At 70.6% G+C, this 16,990-nt stretch carries 12 protein-coding genes and 2 pseudogenes; 11 read left to right on the forward strand and 3 right to left on the reverse strand.

Translation table 11 applies throughout. The features are described 5' to 3' along the window. Positions 1-92: 92 nt before the first annotated feature. From OF380_RS21590 to cysG, 8 genes are all read left to right on the forward strand, one after another. The gene (locus tag OF380_RS21590; RefSeq protein ID WP_264047442.1) at positions 93-1,382 is read left to right on the forward strand and encodes a CmpA/NrtA family ABC transporter substrate-binding protein; all 1,290 of its coding nucleotides are present in this window, start codon (positions 93-95) and stop codon (positions 1,380-1,382) included. Further along, positions 1,382-2,245 (forward strand): nitrate ABC transporter permease, encoded by an 864-nt coding sequence (gene ntrB, locus OF380_RS21595; RefSeq protein ID WP_264047444.1) that lies wholly within the window; start codon positions 1,382-1,384, stop codon positions 2,243-2,245. The genes OF380_RS21590 and ntrB overlap by 1 nt, the downstream gene beginning before the upstream one ends. Before the next feature lie 10 nt (positions 2,246-2,255). After that, complete coding sequence (locus OF380_RS21600; protein ID WP_264047446.1) at positions 2,256-3,050, forward strand: ABC transporter ATP-binding protein; 795 nt, start codon at positions 2,256-2,258, stop codon at positions 3,048-3,050. 17 nt (positions 3,051-3,067) lie between these two features. Further along, positions 3,068-4,288 (forward strand): NAD(P)/FAD-dependent oxidoreductase, encoded by a 1,221-nt coding sequence (locus OF380_RS21605; RefSeq protein WP_264047448.1) that lies wholly within the window; start codon positions 3,068-3,070, stop codon positions 4,286-4,288. Between the two features lie 11 nt (positions 4,289-4,299). Further along, positions 4,300-6,090 (forward strand): NirA family protein, encoded by a 1,791-nt coding sequence (locus OF380_RS21610; protein ID WP_264047450.1) that lies wholly within the window; start codon positions 4,300-4,302, stop codon positions 6,088-6,090. Continuing rightward, on the forward strand, positions 6,087-7,688 hold the full coding sequence (locus OF380_RS21615) for a sulfite reductase subunit alpha (protein WP_264047452.1): 1,602 nt from the start codon (positions 6,087-6,089) through the stop codon (positions 7,686-7,688). Before OF380_RS21610 ends, OF380_RS21615 begins: the two co-directional genes overlap by 4 nt. Before the next feature lie 239 nt (positions 7,689-7,927). After that, positions 7,928-10,600 (forward strand): nitrate reductase, encoded by a 2,673-nt coding sequence (locus OF380_RS21620; RefSeq protein ID WP_264047454.1) that lies wholly within the window; start codon positions 7,928-7,930, stop codon positions 10,598-10,600. Between the two features lie 39 nt (positions 10,601-10,639). Then, positions 10,640-12,133, forward strand: coding sequence for a siroheme synthase CysG (cysG, locus tag OF380_RS21625; RefSeq protein WP_264047456.1), 1,494 nt, complete (start codon positions 10,640-10,642; stop codon positions 12,131-12,133). A 38-nt stretch (positions 12,134-12,171) separates the two neighbouring features. Here the strand turns inward: cysG and OF380_RS21630 are convergent. Further along, positions 12,172-13,077 (reverse strand): annotated as a pseudogene (locus tag OF380_RS21630) (fatty acid desaturase); the annotation flags it as partial. Between the two features lie 89 nt (positions 13,078-13,166). Here OF380_RS21630 and OF380_RS21635 point away from each other — a divergent pair. The 3 genes from OF380_RS21635 (at position 13,167) to OF380_RS21645 (ending at position 15,104) form a co-directional block, all read left to right on the forward strand. Further along, positions 13,167-13,511 carry a metalloregulator ArsR/SmtB family transcription factor gene (locus tag OF380_RS21635; protein WP_264047458.1) on the forward strand — a complete coding sequence of 115 codons (345 nt, stop codon included), beginning with the start codon at positions 13,167-13,169 and terminating at the stop codon, positions 13,509-13,511. A gap of 84 nt (positions 13,512-13,595) precedes the next feature. Then, the gene (locus OF380_RS21640; protein ID WP_264047459.1) at positions 13,596-14,177 is read left to right on the forward strand and encodes an SCO family protein; all 582 of its coding nucleotides are present in this window, start codon (positions 13,596-13,598) and stop codon (positions 14,175-14,177) included. A 42-nt stretch (positions 14,178-14,219) separates the two neighbouring features. Then, the gene (locus tag OF380_RS21645; RefSeq protein ID WP_264047461.1) at positions 14,220-15,104 is read left to right on the forward strand and encodes a dihydrodipicolinate synthase family protein; all 885 of its coding nucleotides are present in this window, start codon (positions 14,220-14,222) and stop codon (positions 15,102-15,104) included. Here the strand turns inward: OF380_RS21645 and OF380_RS21650 are convergent. Both OF380_RS21650 and OF380_RS21655 read right to left on the reverse strand, forming a co-directional pair. Beyond that, positions 15,101-15,937, reverse strand: a pseudogene (locus tag OF380_RS21650) (glycosyltransferase family 2 protein); the annotation flags it as partial. The gene OF380_RS21645 and the pseudogene OF380_RS21650 sit on opposite strands and share 4 nt — an antisense overlap. Positions 15,938-16,084: 147 nt before the next feature. Beyond that, positions 16,085-16,978, reverse strand: coding sequence for a hypothetical protein (locus OF380_RS21655; protein WP_264047463.1), 894 nt, complete (start codon positions 16,976-16,978; stop codon positions 16,085-16,087). Positions 16,979-16,990 lie beyond the last annotated feature (12 nt).

Genomic DNA, 16,990 nt, shown 5'->3' on the forward strand with positions numbered 1-16,990 from the left:
CCACAGAACGCACCTCTCGCGTTCGATGGATGTGCTTGGTCGGCGGCTTTTACTTTGGCGGGTCTCCATTGCTTTCGAGGGTGTCGGGTTCGATGACTGACGGTGTTCGCAACAACCGCCGTGATCTGCTGAAGGGCGCCGCCGCGACGCTCTCCCTGGCGGCTCTGGCCCGCACCGCCCTGCCGGGCGGCGCCTTCGCGCAAGGGACCGGCCCCGAGGTGAAGGGGGCGAAACTCGGCTTCATCGCGCTCACCGATGCGAGCCCGCTCTTCGTGGCCAAGGAGAAGGGCTTCTTCGCCAAGCACGGCATGCCCGACGTCGAGGTGCTGAAGCAGGCGTCCTGGGGCACCACCCGCGACAACCTCGTGCTCGGCTCGGAGGGCAACGGCATCGACGGCGCCCACATCCTGACGCCGATGCCCTACCTCATCTCGGCCGGCCGGGTGACGCAGAACAACGTGCCCGTGCCGATGCACATCCTGGCGCGCCTCAACACCAACGGCCAGTGCATCTCGGTGGCCAAGGAATACCTCGACCAGAAGGTCGCCCTCGACGCCAAGGTCTTCAAGGCGGCGATCGAGAAGAAGAAGGCCGCCGGCAAGTCCGTGAAGGCGGCCATGACCTTCCCGGGCGGCACCCACGATCTCTGGATCCGCTACTGGATGGCGGCCGGCGGCATCGACCCCGACAAGGACATCGAGACCATCGTCGTGCCGCCGCCCCAGATGGTGGCGAACATGAAGGTCGGCACGATGGACTGCTTCTGCGTCGGCGAGCCGTGGAACGCGCAGCTCGTGCAGCAGGGCCTCGGCTACACCGCGCTCACCACCGGCGAACTCTGGAAGGATCATCCCGAGAAGGCCTTCGCCATGCGGGCCTCCTTCACGGAGAAGTACCCGAACGCCACCAAGGCGCTGCTGATGGCGGTGCTGGAAGCGCAAGCGTGGTGCGACAAGCCCGAGAACAAGGAAGAGGTCGCCGCCATCGCGGCCAAGCGCCAGTGGATGAACGTCCCCGTGGCGGACGTCGCGGGCCGCATCAAGGGCACCATCGACTACGGCGACGGCCGCGTGGTCGAGAAGAGCCCGCACATCATGAAGTTCTGGGACGACAACGCCTCGTATCCCTACCAGTCCCACGACCTCTGGTTCCTCACCGAGGACATCCGCTGGGGCAAGTTCGACGCCCAGACCGACACCAAGGCGCTCATCGCCAAGGTGAACCGCGAGGATCTCTGGCGCGAGGCGGCCAAGGCGTTGGGCGTCACCGCGATCCCGACCTCCACCTCGCGCGGCAAGGAGACCTTCTTCGACGGCAAGGTCTTCGATCCCGCCGATCCCGCCGCCTACCTGTCCAGCCTCGGCATCAAGAGGATCGCGTGATGGCCAACACCTCCACCATCGCCGCCGCCACCGTCGCCGCGCCGACGAAGCCCAAACGGGCTCCCCTGGTCACGCTGGCGACCCTGAACACCATCGCGAAAAACCTGATCCCGCCGGTGGTGGTGATGATCGCCTTCCTGGTGATCTGGGAGCTGCTGTGCTCGCGCCCGGGCGCCGGTCTGCCGCCGCCCTCGCGCGTGGTGACGGAGGCCTGGGACATCATCGCCCACCCGTTCTACGACAACGGCGGCACCGACAAGGGATTGTTCTGGCACATCTCCGCCAGCATCCAGCGGGTGGCGCTCGGCTTCGCGCTGGCCACCGTGGTCGGCATCCTCACCGGCACCCTGATCGGGCAGTCGGAATGGGCCATGCGCGGCCTCGACCCGATCTTCCAGGTGCTGCGCACGATCCCGCCGCTGGCCTGGCTGCCGCTGTCGCTCGCCGCCTTCCGGGACGGCCAGCCGAGCGCGATCTTCGTGATCTTCATCACCTCGATCTGGCCGATCATCATCAACACGGCGGTCGGCATCCGGAACATCCCGCAGGATTACCGCAACGTCTCGGCGGTGCTGCGCCTCAACCCGCTGGAATTCTTCGCCAAGATCATGCTGCCCTCGGCGGCCCCGTACATCTTCACGGGCCTGCGCATCGGGGTGGGACTGTCCTGGCTCGCCATCGTGGCGGCCGAGATGCTCATCGGCGGCGTCGGCATCGGCTTCTTCATCTGGGACGCGTGGAACTCCTCCCACATCTCCGAGATCATCGTCGCCCTCGTCTATGTCGGCATCATCGGCTTCGTCCTCGACCGCCTCGTCGCCTTCGTCGGCACCCTCGTCACCCGCGGCACCGCGACGGCCTGAGGAAAATCCCATGAGCTATCTCAGCATCGAGAACGTCGGCATCTCCTTCACCCGCTCGGGCCGCACCAACGAGGTGCTGCGGGACGTGAGCGTGAAGATCGACAAGGGCGAGTTCGTCTCGCTGATCGGGCATTCCGGCTGCGGCAAGTCGACGGTGCTCAACATCGTCGCTGGCCTGCTCAAGGCCTCGACCGGCGGCGTGCTCCTCGAGGACAAGGAGGTGAACAGCCCCGGCCCCGACCGCGCCGTGGTGTTCCAGAACCACTCGCTCCTGCCCTGGCTGACGGTCCGCGAGAACGTGGCCCTGGCCGTCGACAAGGTCTTCAAGGGGAAGAAGTCGAAGGCCGAGCGCAACGCCTGGATCGACCACAACCTGTCCCTCGTGAACATGACCCACGCCGCCGACCGGCGCCCGAGCGAGATCTCGGGCGGCATGAAGCAGCGCGTCGGCATCGCCCGGGCGCTGGCCATGGAGCCGAAGGTCCTGCTCCTCGACGAGCCCTTCGGGGCGCTGGACGCCCTCACCCGCGCGCACCTTCAGGACTCGCTGATGGACATCCATGCGCGGCTCAAGAACGCCGTGATCATGATCACCCACGACGTCGACGAGGCGGTGCTGCTCTCGGATCGCATCGTGATGATGACCAACGGCCCCTCGGCCACGGTCGGCGAGATCCTCACCGTCGACCTGGAGCGCCCCCGCCGCCGCCTCGATCTCGTGGAGGACGCGACCTACACCCATGCCCGGGCGGCGGTGCTCGAGTTCCTCTACGCGCGGCACGCCAAGCCCGCCATCGCCGCCTGACGGACGGGGCCTCGACGATGCGGGAACGTCTGGTGGTCATCGGCAACGGCATGGCGTCGCTGCGCTTCCTCGAACGCCTCACCGAGCGGGCGCCGGGCCTCTACGACGTCACCGTCGTCGGAGCGGAGCCGCAGGCGGCCTATAACCGCGTGCTGCTCTCGTCCCTGCTCGGCGGCGAGGTCGACGAGGCCGGCTGCGCCTTCCGGGGCCTCGACTGGTACGAGGGCCACGGCATCCGCCTCATCACCGGCGCGCCGGTGACCGAGATCGACCGCGAGAACGCCCTCGTGATGGTCGGCGAGACCCACGTGCTGCCCTTCGACAAGCTCGTGCTGGCGGTCGGCTCCCTGCCGATCCGCCTGCCGAAGCCCGGCATGGACCTGCCCGGCGTCCTCACGTTTCGCGACCTCGCGGACGTCACGGCCATCCGCAAGGCGGCGGTGGAGCATGCGCGCGCCATCGTGATCGGCGGCGGGCTGCTCGGGCTGGAGGCCGCCGTCGGCCTCGCGCGGCTGGGCGTCGACACCACGCTCCTCCACGTCATGGACCGGCTGATGGAGCGCCAGCTCGATCACGCCGCCGCCGGCCTGGTGAAGCGCGCCATGGAATCCCGCGGCGTCAAGGTGCGGCTCAAGGCCGACACCGCGGCGGTCGAGGGCGAGGGCCGCGTCGAGCGTCTGGTCCTCTCGGACGGCACCGTGCTGCCGGCCGACCTCGTGGTGATGTCGGTGGGCGTGCGCCCCAACGTGGCGCTCGCCCAGAAGGCCGGGATCGAGACCGGCCGCGGCATCAAGGTCGACGACCGGATGCAATCCTCCGATCCCCGCATCTTCGCGCTCGGCGAATGCGCCGAGCATCGCGGCCTCGTCTACGGCCTGGTGGAGCCCGCCTACGAGCAGGCCGAGACCCTGAGCCGTCACCTCATGGGCGAGGACGCGGCCTATCTCGGCACCGCGCTCTCCACCAGCCTCAAGGTCTCGGGGCTGCCGGTCTTCTCGGCCGGGGAGATCGAGGCGCCGGAGGGCGCCGAGACCGTGCTGATGTCGGATCCCGGCCTCGGCCTCTACCGCAAGCTCATCGTCGCCGAGGACCGGCTGCTGGGCGCGGTCTTCGTCGGGGACATCGCCGAGCAGGGCTGGTGCAAGGAGCTCATCCGCACCGGCACCGCGATCGGCGAGCACCGCGACGACCTCATGTTCGGGCGTTCCGCGCCCGCCTCCCAACCCCTCGCAGCGTGAGGAGCCGAGCCATGGCCGACGCATTCAACGCCGAGCAGAAGCGCTATCTCGAAGGCTTCGCCTCCGGTGTCGCCGCCGCGCGGATGACCGGCGGCCTCGCCCTCGGGCAAGCTGCCTCCGCCCCGCCGGCCGAGCCGACCGGCCCCGACGCGATCCACATCAAGGCGCAGGACGCCACGATCAAGGCCGGCGGCAAGCTCTGCGAGCAGGAGAAGTGGAAGCGCGCGGAGAACCCGTTCGACGGCCACAACCGCCTCATCACGGAGGCCGCCACCGGGAAGGGCCCGAAGCCGGAGGACAATTTCCGCTGGCGCTACCACGGCCTGTTCTGGGTGGCCCCGGCCCAGAACTCCTACATGTGCCGCCTGCGCATCCCCAACGGCATCCTGCACCACTGGCAGTTCGCCGGCATCGCGGATCTGGCCGACGCCCATGGCGGCGGGTACAGTCACGTCACCACCCGCGCCAACCTCCAGGTCCGCGAGATCGCCCCCGAGCACGGCCAGCCCTTCCTCGACGGGCTGATCGACCTCGGCCTGACCGCGCGGGGCGCGGGCGCGGACAACATCCGCAACGTCACCGGTTCGCCGGTGGCCGGCATCGACGCGCAGGAGCTGCTCGACACCCGCCCGCTGGCGAAGTCCTGGCACAACCACATCCTCAACGACCGCTCGCTGTTCGGCCTGCCGCGCAAGTTCAACGTCGCCTTCGACGGCGGCGGCGTGATGCCGGTGCTGGAGGAGACCAACGACATCGGCTTCCAGGCCGTGCGGGTGCTGGAGGGGGCGAGCGTCGCCCCGGGCGTCTGGATGCGCCTCGTGCTCGGCGGGATCTCGGGCCACCGGGATCTCGCCCGCGACACCGGCGTGATCCTCAAGCCCGAGGATTGCAACAAGGTGGCGGATGCGATCCTGCGGGTCTTCATCCGGAACGGCGACCGCACGAACCGGAACAAGAGCCGGATGAAGTACGTCCTCGACGCCTGGGGCTTCGACAAGTACCTCGCCGCCGTCGAGGACGAGCTCGGCACCAAGCTCGACCGGGTCGACCCGGCCCATGTCGCCCCGCGCGGGGGCATGGACCGCTTCGCCCATGTGGGTGTCCACAGACAGGTGCAGGCGGGCCTGAACTGGGTCGGCGTGGTCCTCCCCGTCGGCAAGATGACCACCGACCAGATGCGGGCGCTGGCCAAGATCGCCGCCGAGTGCGGCGACGGCGCCATCCGCATGACGGTCTGGCAGAATTTCCTGTTCTCCGGTGTCCCGGATGCGAAGATCGGGGAGGTGCAGGCGCGGGTCGCCGCGCTCGGGCTCACCACCGAGGCCTCCAGCATCCGCGCCGGCCTCGTCGCCTGCACGGGAAGCCGGGGCTGCAAGTTCGCCGCCTCCGACACCAAGGGCCACGCCCTCGTCATCGCCGACACCATCGAGGCGAACCTGAAGGAGCTCGACGTTCCGGTGAACGTCCATCTCACCGGCTGCCATCACTCGTGCGCCCAGCACTACATCGGCGACATCGGGCTCATCGGCGCCAAGGTGGTGGTCTCGGAGGAGGGCGACACCGTCGAGGGCTACGACATCGTGGTCGGCGGCGGGTTCGGCGAAGCGCCGAAGATCGGCACCGAGATCTGGAAGGCCGTCAAAGCCGAGGATTGCCCGGCCCGCATCGAGGCGCTGCTGCGCAGCTACCTCGCCCGGCGCACCGGCCCGGAGGAAAGCTTCCAGGCCTTCACCACGCGCACCGGCGCCGAATCCCTGCGCAACATCGCCGAAGAGCAACCCGTCCTGAAGGCCGCCGCATGAGCGAGCACGTCACGCCCCCCCTGGTCCTCATCCCCGAGACCGCCCCCTTCGACCCGGACCAGCGCGCCTGGCTCTCGGGCTACTTCGCGGCCCTCCTCGGCCCCGCCGTGGACGGCGCCACCGCCCTGGCACCCGGCGACGCCCCGGCCGGCGGCCCCAAGCTCGCCGACAACGACGACGCGCCCTGGCACGACCCGTCGATGCCGCTGCCCGAGCGGATGGAGATGGCGAAGGAGCGACCCGAGGCGCAGAAGCTGATGGCCGCCATGGCCCAGCAGGATTGCGGCCAGTGCGGCTACAACTGCGCCGACTACGCCAACGCGATCTTCCTCAAGAACGAGGAGCGCCTGAACCTGTGCCAGCCCGGCGGCAAGGACACGCTCCGGATGCTGAAGAAGCTGGAGGAGGAGTTCGGCGGCACCGGCGGCGCCGCGCCGAAGAAGGCGGACGACAGCGCGCCCAAGGCCGCGCCGGAACTCGGCCCCCTCGGCTTCTGCCGCGAGAATCCCGTGGAGGCGACCTTCGTTTCGCGCACGCGCCTCAACGCGCCGGGCGGCGAGAAGGAGACCTGGCACGTCGAGATCGACCTCACCGGCACGCCCATCGACTACGTGGTCGGCGATTCCCTCGGGCTGTTCCCCGCCAACGCCCCGGCCCTGGTCGATGCGGTCATCGCCGAACTCGGCGCGCGGCCCGAGCGCAAGATCGGCCGCAAGACCCTGCGGGACTGCCTGCTGACCGATTATGCCCTCGGCGGCGCGCCGGACGGGCTCTACCAGCTGCTCTCGCTCCTGACCTCGGGCGAGGCCCGCAAGAAGGCGCAGGCGCTCGCCGCCGGTGAGGATCCGGACGGCGACGCCGCCCATCTCGACGTGCTCGGCGCGCTCCACAAGTTCCCCGGCGCGCGGCCCGACGCGGAGGTCTTCCTCGAGGCCCTCGACGAGCTTCAGCCCCGGCTCTACTCGATCTCGTCGAGCCCCAAGGCCGATCCGGGCCGGGTCTCGCTCACGGTGGATGCGGTCCGCTACAGCCACCGCTCGCGCCTGCGCCTCGGCGTGGCCTCGACCCATCTCGGCGAGCGCATCCCCGAGGGGATGAAGGTCAAGGTCTACCTGCAGAAGGCGCACGGCTTCGCCCTGCCGGAGGACCTGTCGCGGGACGTCATCATGGTCGGCCCCGGCACCGGCATCGCGCCGTTCCGCGCCTTCCTGCGCGAGCGCGACGCCACGCAGGCGCCGGGCCGCAACTGGCTGTTCTACGGCCATCAGAAGCAGGCGAGCGACTTCTTCTACAAGGACGAGCTCAACGGGCTGAAGGACCGCAAGGTGCTCACCCGCCTGTCGCTCGCCTGGTCCCGCGACGGCACGGAGAAGACCTACGTGCAGGACCGCATGCGCGAGAACGGCGCCGAACTCTGGAAGTGGCTGGAGAGCGGCGCCCACTTCTACGTCTGCGGCGACGCCAAGCGCATGGCCAAGGACGTGGAGCGGGCGATCATCGATGTCGCCGGCCAGTTCGGGGGGAAGAACCCCGACGAGGCCGTGGCGTACCTCGCCCACCTGAAGAAGACCGGGCGGTACCAGGCCGACGTGTACTAGCCGTCTCCCGACTGCGGGTATCGGATTCGAACATCCGAGCTTGCCCGCAGAGCCTGTCCCTCGCCCCCTCGCGGGGAGAGGTCAGGAGTGGGGGGTGGCTCCGCTGGCCTCGATCGGTGGGGTCGGGTGCCCGCACCCCCACCTCCAACGCCTCCCTGAAGGGGGAGGCGGGCCGCGTCGGCGCTCCAGGCCCGACTCTTGCTGCCTCTCGAACACGCGAACCCGCCGAGGATCCCGCCATGAACGCGCACGTCCAGGCACCGGCCGCCCCCGTCAAGACCACCTGCCCGTATTGCGGCGTCGGCTGCGGCGTGCTCGCCACGCCGGACGGGCAGGGGGGCGCGGCCATCGCGGGCGACACCGCGCACCCGGCCAATTTCGGCCGGCTCTGCTCGAAGGGCTCGGCCCTCGGAGAGACGCTCTCCCTCGACAACCGCCTGCTCCATCCGCAGGTGGACGGCGCCCGCGTCAGCTGGGAATCGGCGCTGGGCACCGTGGCGGGATCCCTGCGCCGGATCGCCGAGGAGCACGGGCCGGATTCGGTCGCGTTCTACCTCTCGGGCCAGTTGCTCACGGAGGATTACTACGTCGCCAACAAGCTCGCGAAGGGCTTCCTTGGCACGCCGCACGTCGACACCAACTCGCGCCTGTGCATGTCGAGCGCGGTCGCAGCCCACCGGCGTGCCTTCGGCGCGGACACCGTGCCGGGCTGCTACGAGGACCTCGACGAGGCGGACGTCATCGTGCTGGTGGGCTCGAACACCGCCTGGTGCCACCCGATCCTGTTCCGCCGCATGGTGGATGCCCGCGCCAAGCGCGGCACCCAGCTGGTGGTGATCGATCCGCGCCGCACCCAGACGGGGGAGGAGGCCGACCTCTTCCTCGGCCTGGAGCCCGGCACCGACACGGCCCTGTTCTCCGGCCTGCTCGTCCATCTGGCCAGCACCGGTGCCCTCGACGATCGTTTCGTCCGCGACCACACCACGGGTCTGGAGGGCGCCCTGGAGCGGGCCCGCAGCATCGCGCCGACGACGGCCGCCACGGCCGCGGCCACGGGGCTGGCGGAGGCCGACGTGGCGCGCTTCTTCGAACTGTTCGCGAGGACGAAGCGGGTCGTCACCGCCTTCTCGCAGGGGGTGAACCAGTCGGCGCAGGGCACCGACAAGGGCAACGCCATCATCAACTGCCACCTCGCCACCGGCCGCATCGGCCAGCCCGGCGCGGGGCCGTTCTCGCTGACCGGCCAGCCCAACGCCATGGGCGGGCGCGAGGTCGGGGGGCTCGCCAACATGCTGGCCGCCCACATGCACTTCGCGCCCGAGGAGGTGGACCGGGTGCGCCGCTTCTGGTCGGCGCCCAACATCATCACCGGCGAGGGCATGAAGGCGGTCGCCCTGTTCGAGGCGATCGAGCGCGGCAAGATCAAGGCCCTGTGGGTGATGGGCACCAACCCCATCGTGTCGATGCCCCGCGCCGACCGGATTCGCGAGAGCCTGAGATCCCTCGAGCTCTACGTGGTCTCGGAGGCGGTGGCCGACAGCGACAGCGCCCGCGCGACGGGAAAGAAGACCGTGCTGCTGCCCGCCCTGGCCTGGGGTGAAAAGGACGGCACGGTGACGAATTCCGAGCGCCGGATCTCGCGCCAGCGCGGCTTCCTGAAAGCACCCGGCGAGGCCCGCGCCGACTGGCAGATCATCTGCGACGTGGCCAAGCGCCTCGGACACGGCGCGGCCTTCGCCTATTCGGGCACCGCCGCGATCTTCCGCGAGCATGCCAGCCTCTCGGCCTTCGAGAACAACGGCAGCCGCGACTTCGACCTCGGCGGCGTCGGCGACATGGCCGATGCGGCCTACGCGGCCACAGGGCCCCTGCAATGGCCGCTGCCGAAGCGCGGCAAGCCCCGCGCGCGCCTCTTCGCCGACGGGCAGTTCTACACCTTCGACAAGCGCGCCCGCTTCGTGGCCGTGCAGCCCCCGGCCCTGGCCCAGGCGGTGAGCGAGACCTATCCCCTCGTCCTCAACACCGGCCGGGTGCGCGACCACTGGCACACGATGACGCGGACCGGAAAGAGCCAGCGCCTCTCGGCGCACCGGGCCGTGCCCTTCGTGGAGATCCACCCGGACGACGCAGGCCCCCTCGGCCTGAAGGAGGGCGACCTCGCCCGGGTCGCGACTCCCCACGGCAGCGCGACCCTGGAGACCATGGTCACGGAGGCGGTGCGGCCGGGCAACCTGTTCGCCGCCTTCCACTGGAGCGCGGCCACCGCCTCCGATGCCCGCGTCGGCGCCCTGGTGCGGGGGATTCCCGACCCGGTCTCGGGCCAGCCCGAACTCAAGGCGACGCCGGCCGGCATCGCGCCGGTGCCCTACCGCAATCGCGGCTTCCTGCTGACGCGCACCGACCACGCCTTGCCGGAGGGCTGGTGGTGGGCCCGCGCCACGATCGCGGGCGGCTCGGGGCTGCAATTCGCCACCCAGGAGAGTTCCCGCGCCGTGGCGCTGATGATGCGCGGCCTGTTCCAGGGCCACGACCTCGCCGAATACGCCGACCACGCCCGGGGCCGCTACCGCTGCGCCGTCTACGAGGCCGGGCGCCTCGTCGCCTGCCTCGCCCTCGGCCCCGCCGAGGCCCGCCCGGGCTGGGACGAGGCCAAGGCCCTGTTCGCGGAGCCGGAGCCGGAGCCCGCGGCGCGGCGCGCCCTCCTGTCGGGCCGCGCCGAGACCGCCTCGGCCGGGCCCACGATCTGCGCCTGCCACGGGGTGGGTCTCGACGTCATCACGGGCGTCATCGCGGGCGGAGCCGGCACCGTCGAAGCGGTGGGCGCCGCCTGCAAGGCCGGCACGAATTGCGGCTCGTGCATCCCCGAGATCCGCAAGCTGCTGCCCGAGGTGCTTGCGCGCAACGCCGCATAGGCTCACTTTCGGCCGAATCGACACCCATTTCCGAGCCTCATGAGCACGCCCCGCACCCCCCGCGAAACCCGGCCCGCCGGCACCGAATCGACGCGCGGCGCCGGCCCGGCCGGCCTTGAACCCCTGGCCGTCCTGCCCGTCTTCGTGCCCCTGCAGGGCAAGCGGGCGGTGCTCGCCGGCTCCAACGGGGGCGCCCCCTGGAAGGTGAAGCTCCTCGCCGCCGCCGGGGCGCACGTGGACGTCTACGCGCCGGAGCCCAGCGAGGAACTCCGCGCCGTGCCGGGCGAGATCGTCGCCGGCTCGGTCACCCTGCACGAGCGCCAGTGGCACGCCGACGACCTGACGGGGGCCGCCTTCTGCATCGGCGCCATGGAGGACGAGGACGACTGCATCGCGTTCGTCTCTGCCGCGCGGATGACCGGCGCCATCGTCAACGCGGTCGACCGGCCGCATCTCTGCGACGTGAAGTTCGGCGCCATCGTCAACCGCTCGCCGATGGTGGTGGGCATCTCGACGGAGGGCGCCGCCCCGGTCTTCGGGCAGACCGTGCGGGCGCGCATCGAGGGCATGCTGCCGCGCGGCTTCAAGGCCTGGATCGGCGCCGCCCGCGACTGGCGGGAAGAGGTCACGGGCCGCTTCCATGGCTTCTCGGACCGCCGCGCCTTCTGGGAACGGTTCACGGATCGCGCCTTCGCCGAACCCGACCGGGCGCCCACCGCGCGGGATCTGGCCGAACTGCTCGGCGAGACCGAGGCCGCGCCGAAGGGCGGGGCGGTCACCCTGGTCGGCGCCGGGCCGGGCGATGCCGAACTCCTCACCCTCAAGGCCCTGCGGGCCCTCCGCAACGCCGACGTGATCCTCTACGACGACCTCGTGGCGCCCGAGATCCTCGACTACGCCCGTCGCGAGGCCCGCACCATGCTGGTGGGCAAAACCGGGCACGGCCCGTCCTGCCGCCAGGACGACATCAATGCGCTGATGGTGCAGCTCGCCAGGTCCGGCAAGCAGGTGGTGCGCCTGAAGTCCGGCGACCCGCTGGTGTTCGGCCGGGCCGGCGAGGAGATCGACGCCTGCCGCGCGGCCGGCATCCCCGTCAGCGTGGTGCCGGGCATCTCGGCGGCGCAGGGTGCTGCCGCCTCGCTCGGCGTCTCCCTGACCAACCGCGATGCGGCGCGGCGCCTGCAATTCGTCACCGGCCACGATCGACGCGGAGCTTTGCCCGAGGACCTGAACTGGGGGGCGCTGGCCGATCCGAGCGTCACCACCGTGGTCTACATGCCCAAGAAGACGCTCCGGGTCCTCCTGGAGCGGGCACTGGCGGAAGGCCTCGCGCCGACGACCCCGGCGCTCCTCGTGTTCAACGCGACAAGGCCCAACCAGCAGGTGGTGGAAGCGAGCGCCGCCGACCTCGCCGACCGCGTCGAGGCCGCGGGCCACGAGGGGCCAGCCCTGCTCATGGTGGGCGAGGCCCTGCGCCGCATGAGCGCCGAGGCCGCCATCGCGGCGATCGAGCCCGGCAAGCTGGCGATCTGAGGGCAGGGCGCCTGCACGATCCTGTTCTCCGCCGGTGCGAGCCGTCGAAGCCCCGCGCGCGGCTTCAGGTCGGCCGGTTGCCTGAGGTCCCAGACGAGGCCCAGGCGCTCCAGCCCCCGCAGGAGCCGCCAGCCCGCATCGGCCTGGCCCGGCTCGGTTCCGAGGCGCGCCGAGTCCGGCCAGGCATGGTGGGTCGAATGCCAGGCCTCCCCGAAGGTGAGCCAGGCCGCGGCCGGCAGGTCGTGCCCCTGGACCGACTCGCTGTCGACGACCCAGCCCTGCGGGCCGTTGCGGTGCGTGAGATGCACGACGAGCCAGTGCCCGGTCAGCGACACCGCGATGCGGACGGGAATGCCCCAGATCACCCACGGCCATCCGCCGATCGCGTAGAACAGCACGGCCCAGGGCAGTGGCTGCAACATCCACGTCGCCTCCAGCCACCGGAGCACCCGGTCCTCCGCGACTCGTGGCTCCAGTCGGAAGCGGGGCGGGTGCTTCAGGACCAGGCGCGCGTGCATCTGGAGGAGGGCGTCGCGCAGCATCGGCAGCCGGTTGGCATGCAAGTCGTGGCAGGCCGCCTGCCGCTGCGCCCAGTCCCGCATGTCGTGGAGGCGGATCATTCCCACCGGCCCGGCCATGCCGACGAGGGTTCCGAGGTAGATCAGGAGGTACTCGACCCAAGGCTTGGCCGAGAAGCTGCGATGGACCAGCAGCCGGTGCATCCCGACCGAATGTCCGGCGCACAGGGTGGCGATCGTCGTGGCCGCGAACAGCGCGACGGCGCTGGGGGTGACGAAGATGGGCCCGAGGAGCAGGGCCGCACCGACCATCCCGGTGATCCAGAGCGACTTGGCGGGGGCCCATTCCAGATGTCCGTCCATGGCGGAGGTCTCCGCATCGGCGATCATCCGGTCGGTCGAGGTGCAGGGAAGGGCGGCGGTCATGACGAAGCCTGCTTCGTTAATTAGGCAATAAACTAATCGACCTGCGTGGGACGCTTGTCAATGGTTAGCTCATCGCCTAAATGCCTGTCATGCAGCGCGTCTTCGAAGCCCTGTCCTCCTCCGTCCGGCGGCAGATCCTGGCCTATCTCGCCCATGCCGAGCTCAGCGCGGGGGAGATCGCCGGGCGCTTCGCGATGTCGAAGCCCTCGATCTCGCAGCACCTCTCGGTGCTCGAATCGGCCGGGCTGATCGTGGGCGAGAAGCGCGGGCAGTACGTGTTCTACCGGCAGGTGGAGGACAGCCTCCTCAACACCCTCAACGGCTTCGTGCAGGAAGCCTGTCCGATCGGTCGGCCGCTCCGGCGCGAGAGCGCCGCCCTGGCCGAGAGCCGCCGCGGGGCGGAGCCCGGCACGGACGAGCCGCCGCGCGGCTGAAGAACGGCGACGGTTTGGTGGATTGCCCGGGGGCGGCGCCTGTGGTCTGAAGCCGGCACATCCCTCGACCGCAAGGCCCTCTCCATGCGTCGCACGCTCCTGCCCATCGTCGCCTTCGTGATCGGCCTCGTGGGGCTCTGCATCGCCGCCTTCGTGGTGCTGGTGCCGAAGACCCAGGAGGCGGGCACGAGCAGCGTCGGCGGGCCCTTCGCCCTGACGAACCAGGACGGGCAGCGCGTCACCGAGCGGGACTATGCGGGGCGCACGCACCTCGTGTTCTTCGGCTTCACCCATTGCCCCGACGTCTGCCCGACGACGCTCCAGCAGATCGGCGACGTGCTCCAGGCGCTCGGCCCCAAGGGCAAGGACGTCCGCGCGCTGTTCATCGCCGTCGACCCCGAGCGCGACACGCCGGAGGCCCTGAAGACCTACCTGGCGAGCTTCGACCCGCGCATCGTCGGCCTGACCGGATCGCCGGACGAGGTGAACGCGGCGGTGAAGGCCTACCGGGCCTATGTCCGCAAGGTGCCCACGAAGGAGGGCGACTACACGATGGAGCACACGGCGCTGGTCTACGTGATGAGCGGCCAGAACCGCTTCCTCAACGCCCTGAACCTCGCCCGCCCGTCCGGGGAGGCGGCGGCCGAACTCGCCAAGATGCTCTGAGTCTCGAGACAGCCCCCCGAATCCGTCTGCTCCGGAGCGACCATGACCGTCCTGTCGGCCTTCCCGATCACCCCCGCCGACGCCGATGGCGTGGTGGATACCGGCGCCCTGCGCGCCCTCCTGAACCCCCTGGTCGAGGCCGGCGTCGGGTCGATCGGCCTCCTCGGCAGCACCGGCACCTACCCGTTCCTGGCGCGCGACCAGCGCCGCCGGGCCGTGGAGGCGGCCGTCGCGGCGGTGGGGGACCGCGTGCCGCTGCTGGTCGGGGTCGGGGCGCTGCGCACCGATGAGGCGGTGCGGCTGGCTCAGGACGCGAAGGGGGCGGGCGCCGCGGCCGGGCTCCTCGCCGCGATGTCCTACACGCCGCTCACCGAGGACGAGGTCTTCGCGCATTGCGAGGCGGTGGCGCGGGAATCCGGCCTGCCGCTCCACCTCTACGACAATCCGGGCACCACGCATTTCCGGTTCACCCCGGCCCTCGTCGGGCGCCTCGCCCGGGTTCCGGGCATCGTCGCCATGAAGAGCCCGGCCGCCGAGCCCGAGGCGGTGGCGGGTCAGCACGAAGCCCTGCGCGCCGCCGTGCCGGCCGGGTTCGCCCTCGGCTACAGCGGTGACTGGAACGCGGTCGCGGCGCTGCTGGCGGGCGGCGAGACCTGGTACAGCGTCGTGGCGGGCCTGTTCCCGGGACCCGCCCTGGCGATGACCCGCGCGGTCGAGGCCGGGGACGCCGCCGAGGCGCAGCGGCTGAACGCCCGGCTGGAACCGCTCTGGGACCTGTTCCGGACCTATTCCAGCCTGCGGGTGATCTATGCCTGCGCCGACCTCCTCGGCCTCTGCCGCGCGGCGCCCCCGCGCCCGATCCTGCCGCTCGCCGGCGAGGCCCGCCAGCGGGTCGCCGACACGCTCGACGCCCTCGACCTGCGTTAGCTCACCCGCATGCGGCCGCTGCGCGAGGTGCGCGACAGGCCATGCTCGGTCTTGTTCCAGCGATTGGGCGCACGGATCAGCTCGATGAGGCCGCACCAGGCGGCCAGGCTCACCAGCAGGAAATAGAGGGGCATCAGCGGAACGTAGATCAGGCAATCGAACCAGCCCCGCCGCACGCAGCCCAGGGCCGCCGGCAGCAGCATCGCCAGAAGCCCCGAGACGAACAGGGTGATCGCCGAGCCGGTGGGCAGGCTCGCCCAGAAGTCACCGTGCGCCGGGAACCCGCTCGCGACGAACAGGGTAAAGTCGAAGGCCGCCCGCCCCATCAGGAACGGGTAGAGGAGGGCGGAGATCACCGTGCCGGGCACGAGGGCCACGGCGCAGAGCGTGCCGAGGGCCCCGAGCTGACCGGCCGTCGCGCGCGGCGCCCGACCATGGGTCAGGCTCGTCTGCAGGAACCCCTTCATCCAGCGGGTGCGCTGGTGCAGCCAGGGCCGGAAGCGCCGCGGCGCCTCCTCCAGGGTGTCGCTGGGCAGGTCGCCCACATGGTAGCCCGCCCGCGCCAGGCGGATGCCGAGATCGGCATCCTCGGTCACGTTCCAGGCATCCCATCCGTGGAGGGCGCGCAGCACGGCCGTGCGGAAATGCGTCGTGGTGCCCCCGAGCGGGATCGGCAGGCGCCAGGAGGCCAGCGCCGGGATCAGCACGTCGAACAGGGCCGCGTACTCGATGGCGAAGCACCGGGTGAGGTGGCCATCCTCCAGGTTGTCGATGACGAGGCGCCCCTGCAGGCAGGCCGTCTCGGGGCCGGTGTTCGCAAAGTGCGTCGCCGCCGTGTAGCGCGCAAAATCGAATGGCACTCCGCGCAGGTTCAAATGTCATCACTGCGCGAATTGCCGAACGGTTCTAATACCCCTTGAAACCGCGCGCCCCGAAATCGATGGGCGCGCGGCAAGCGGATCAGCAAGGAGCGCCGCGCCTCAGCGCGTCGAGAGGTAGGCGTTGATGATGTCGCGGTTGGCTTTGTCGTTGCCGAGCGGGGCGTTCACGAACCCGCAGGCGTAGATCAGGCCGGTGAAGCGGTAGGCTGGCACGTTGTTCGTGCCGAGCGCCGCACCGAGCGCGAGGCGCGCGGCTCCGGCGGCGCTGCCGATGTCCGGCACGGTCTGGGTGCCTTCCGGATCGATCGCACCGTTGCGCCAAAGCCGGGCGGTGCCGGACTGCGCGTCGTGCGTGACGATTGCACTGTGGACCGCCGAAAGGCGCAGGTCGGTGCTGCCGGAGACGCCCTGGCCACTGTCGCTGGTCGCGGCGATCAGTGTGCCATTGCCGAGCGAGGTTCCGAGGTAGCCGATCTGTGCATCCGCTCCGATCCGATTGCCGAAGATCGCGCCGCCCGTGTTGGCGCCCCACGTCACCCCGTGCGAAGTGGAGCCCCGCGTGGGGATGAACGCCTTCCACCATGCCGTGAAGCCGGTGTTCGGGGTCCAGATCGACTTGGCTGTCGCTTCGGTCTGGACGAGGCAGCCGTTGGCGTCCTGCGTCAGCGCGTTCGGCCCCGAGCCGCCGGCGCCGAACATATAGGCTGGCCGCCCGGTGCGGGGATCGATGATCCGGGACGGATGGCGGGCGCGCACAGCCTCCGGCACCCAGACCGAATTGCAGGCCCGATCAAACAGGCGGAACAGCGCGGGGTCGTCGTTGCCGCCGCCGTATTCCACCAGCGTTTCGCGGCTGGCGTCGATCACGACGACGGTTCCGGTGCGGGAGGCCGGCAGCAGCAGGGCGGCCAGGGCCGCTTCTTGCGGGCTTTGTCGTTCCGAAGTCGCGCTCACGAACGCCGAGGTGCCGCCCTCGTCGATTTCATCGATCATTGGTCATCTCCA

The organism is Methylobacterium sp. FF17, assembly GCF_025813715.1.
Taxonomy (GTDB): domain Bacteria; phylum Pseudomonadota; class Alphaproteobacteria; order Rhizobiales; family Beijerinckiaceae; genus Methylobacterium; species Methylobacterium flocculans.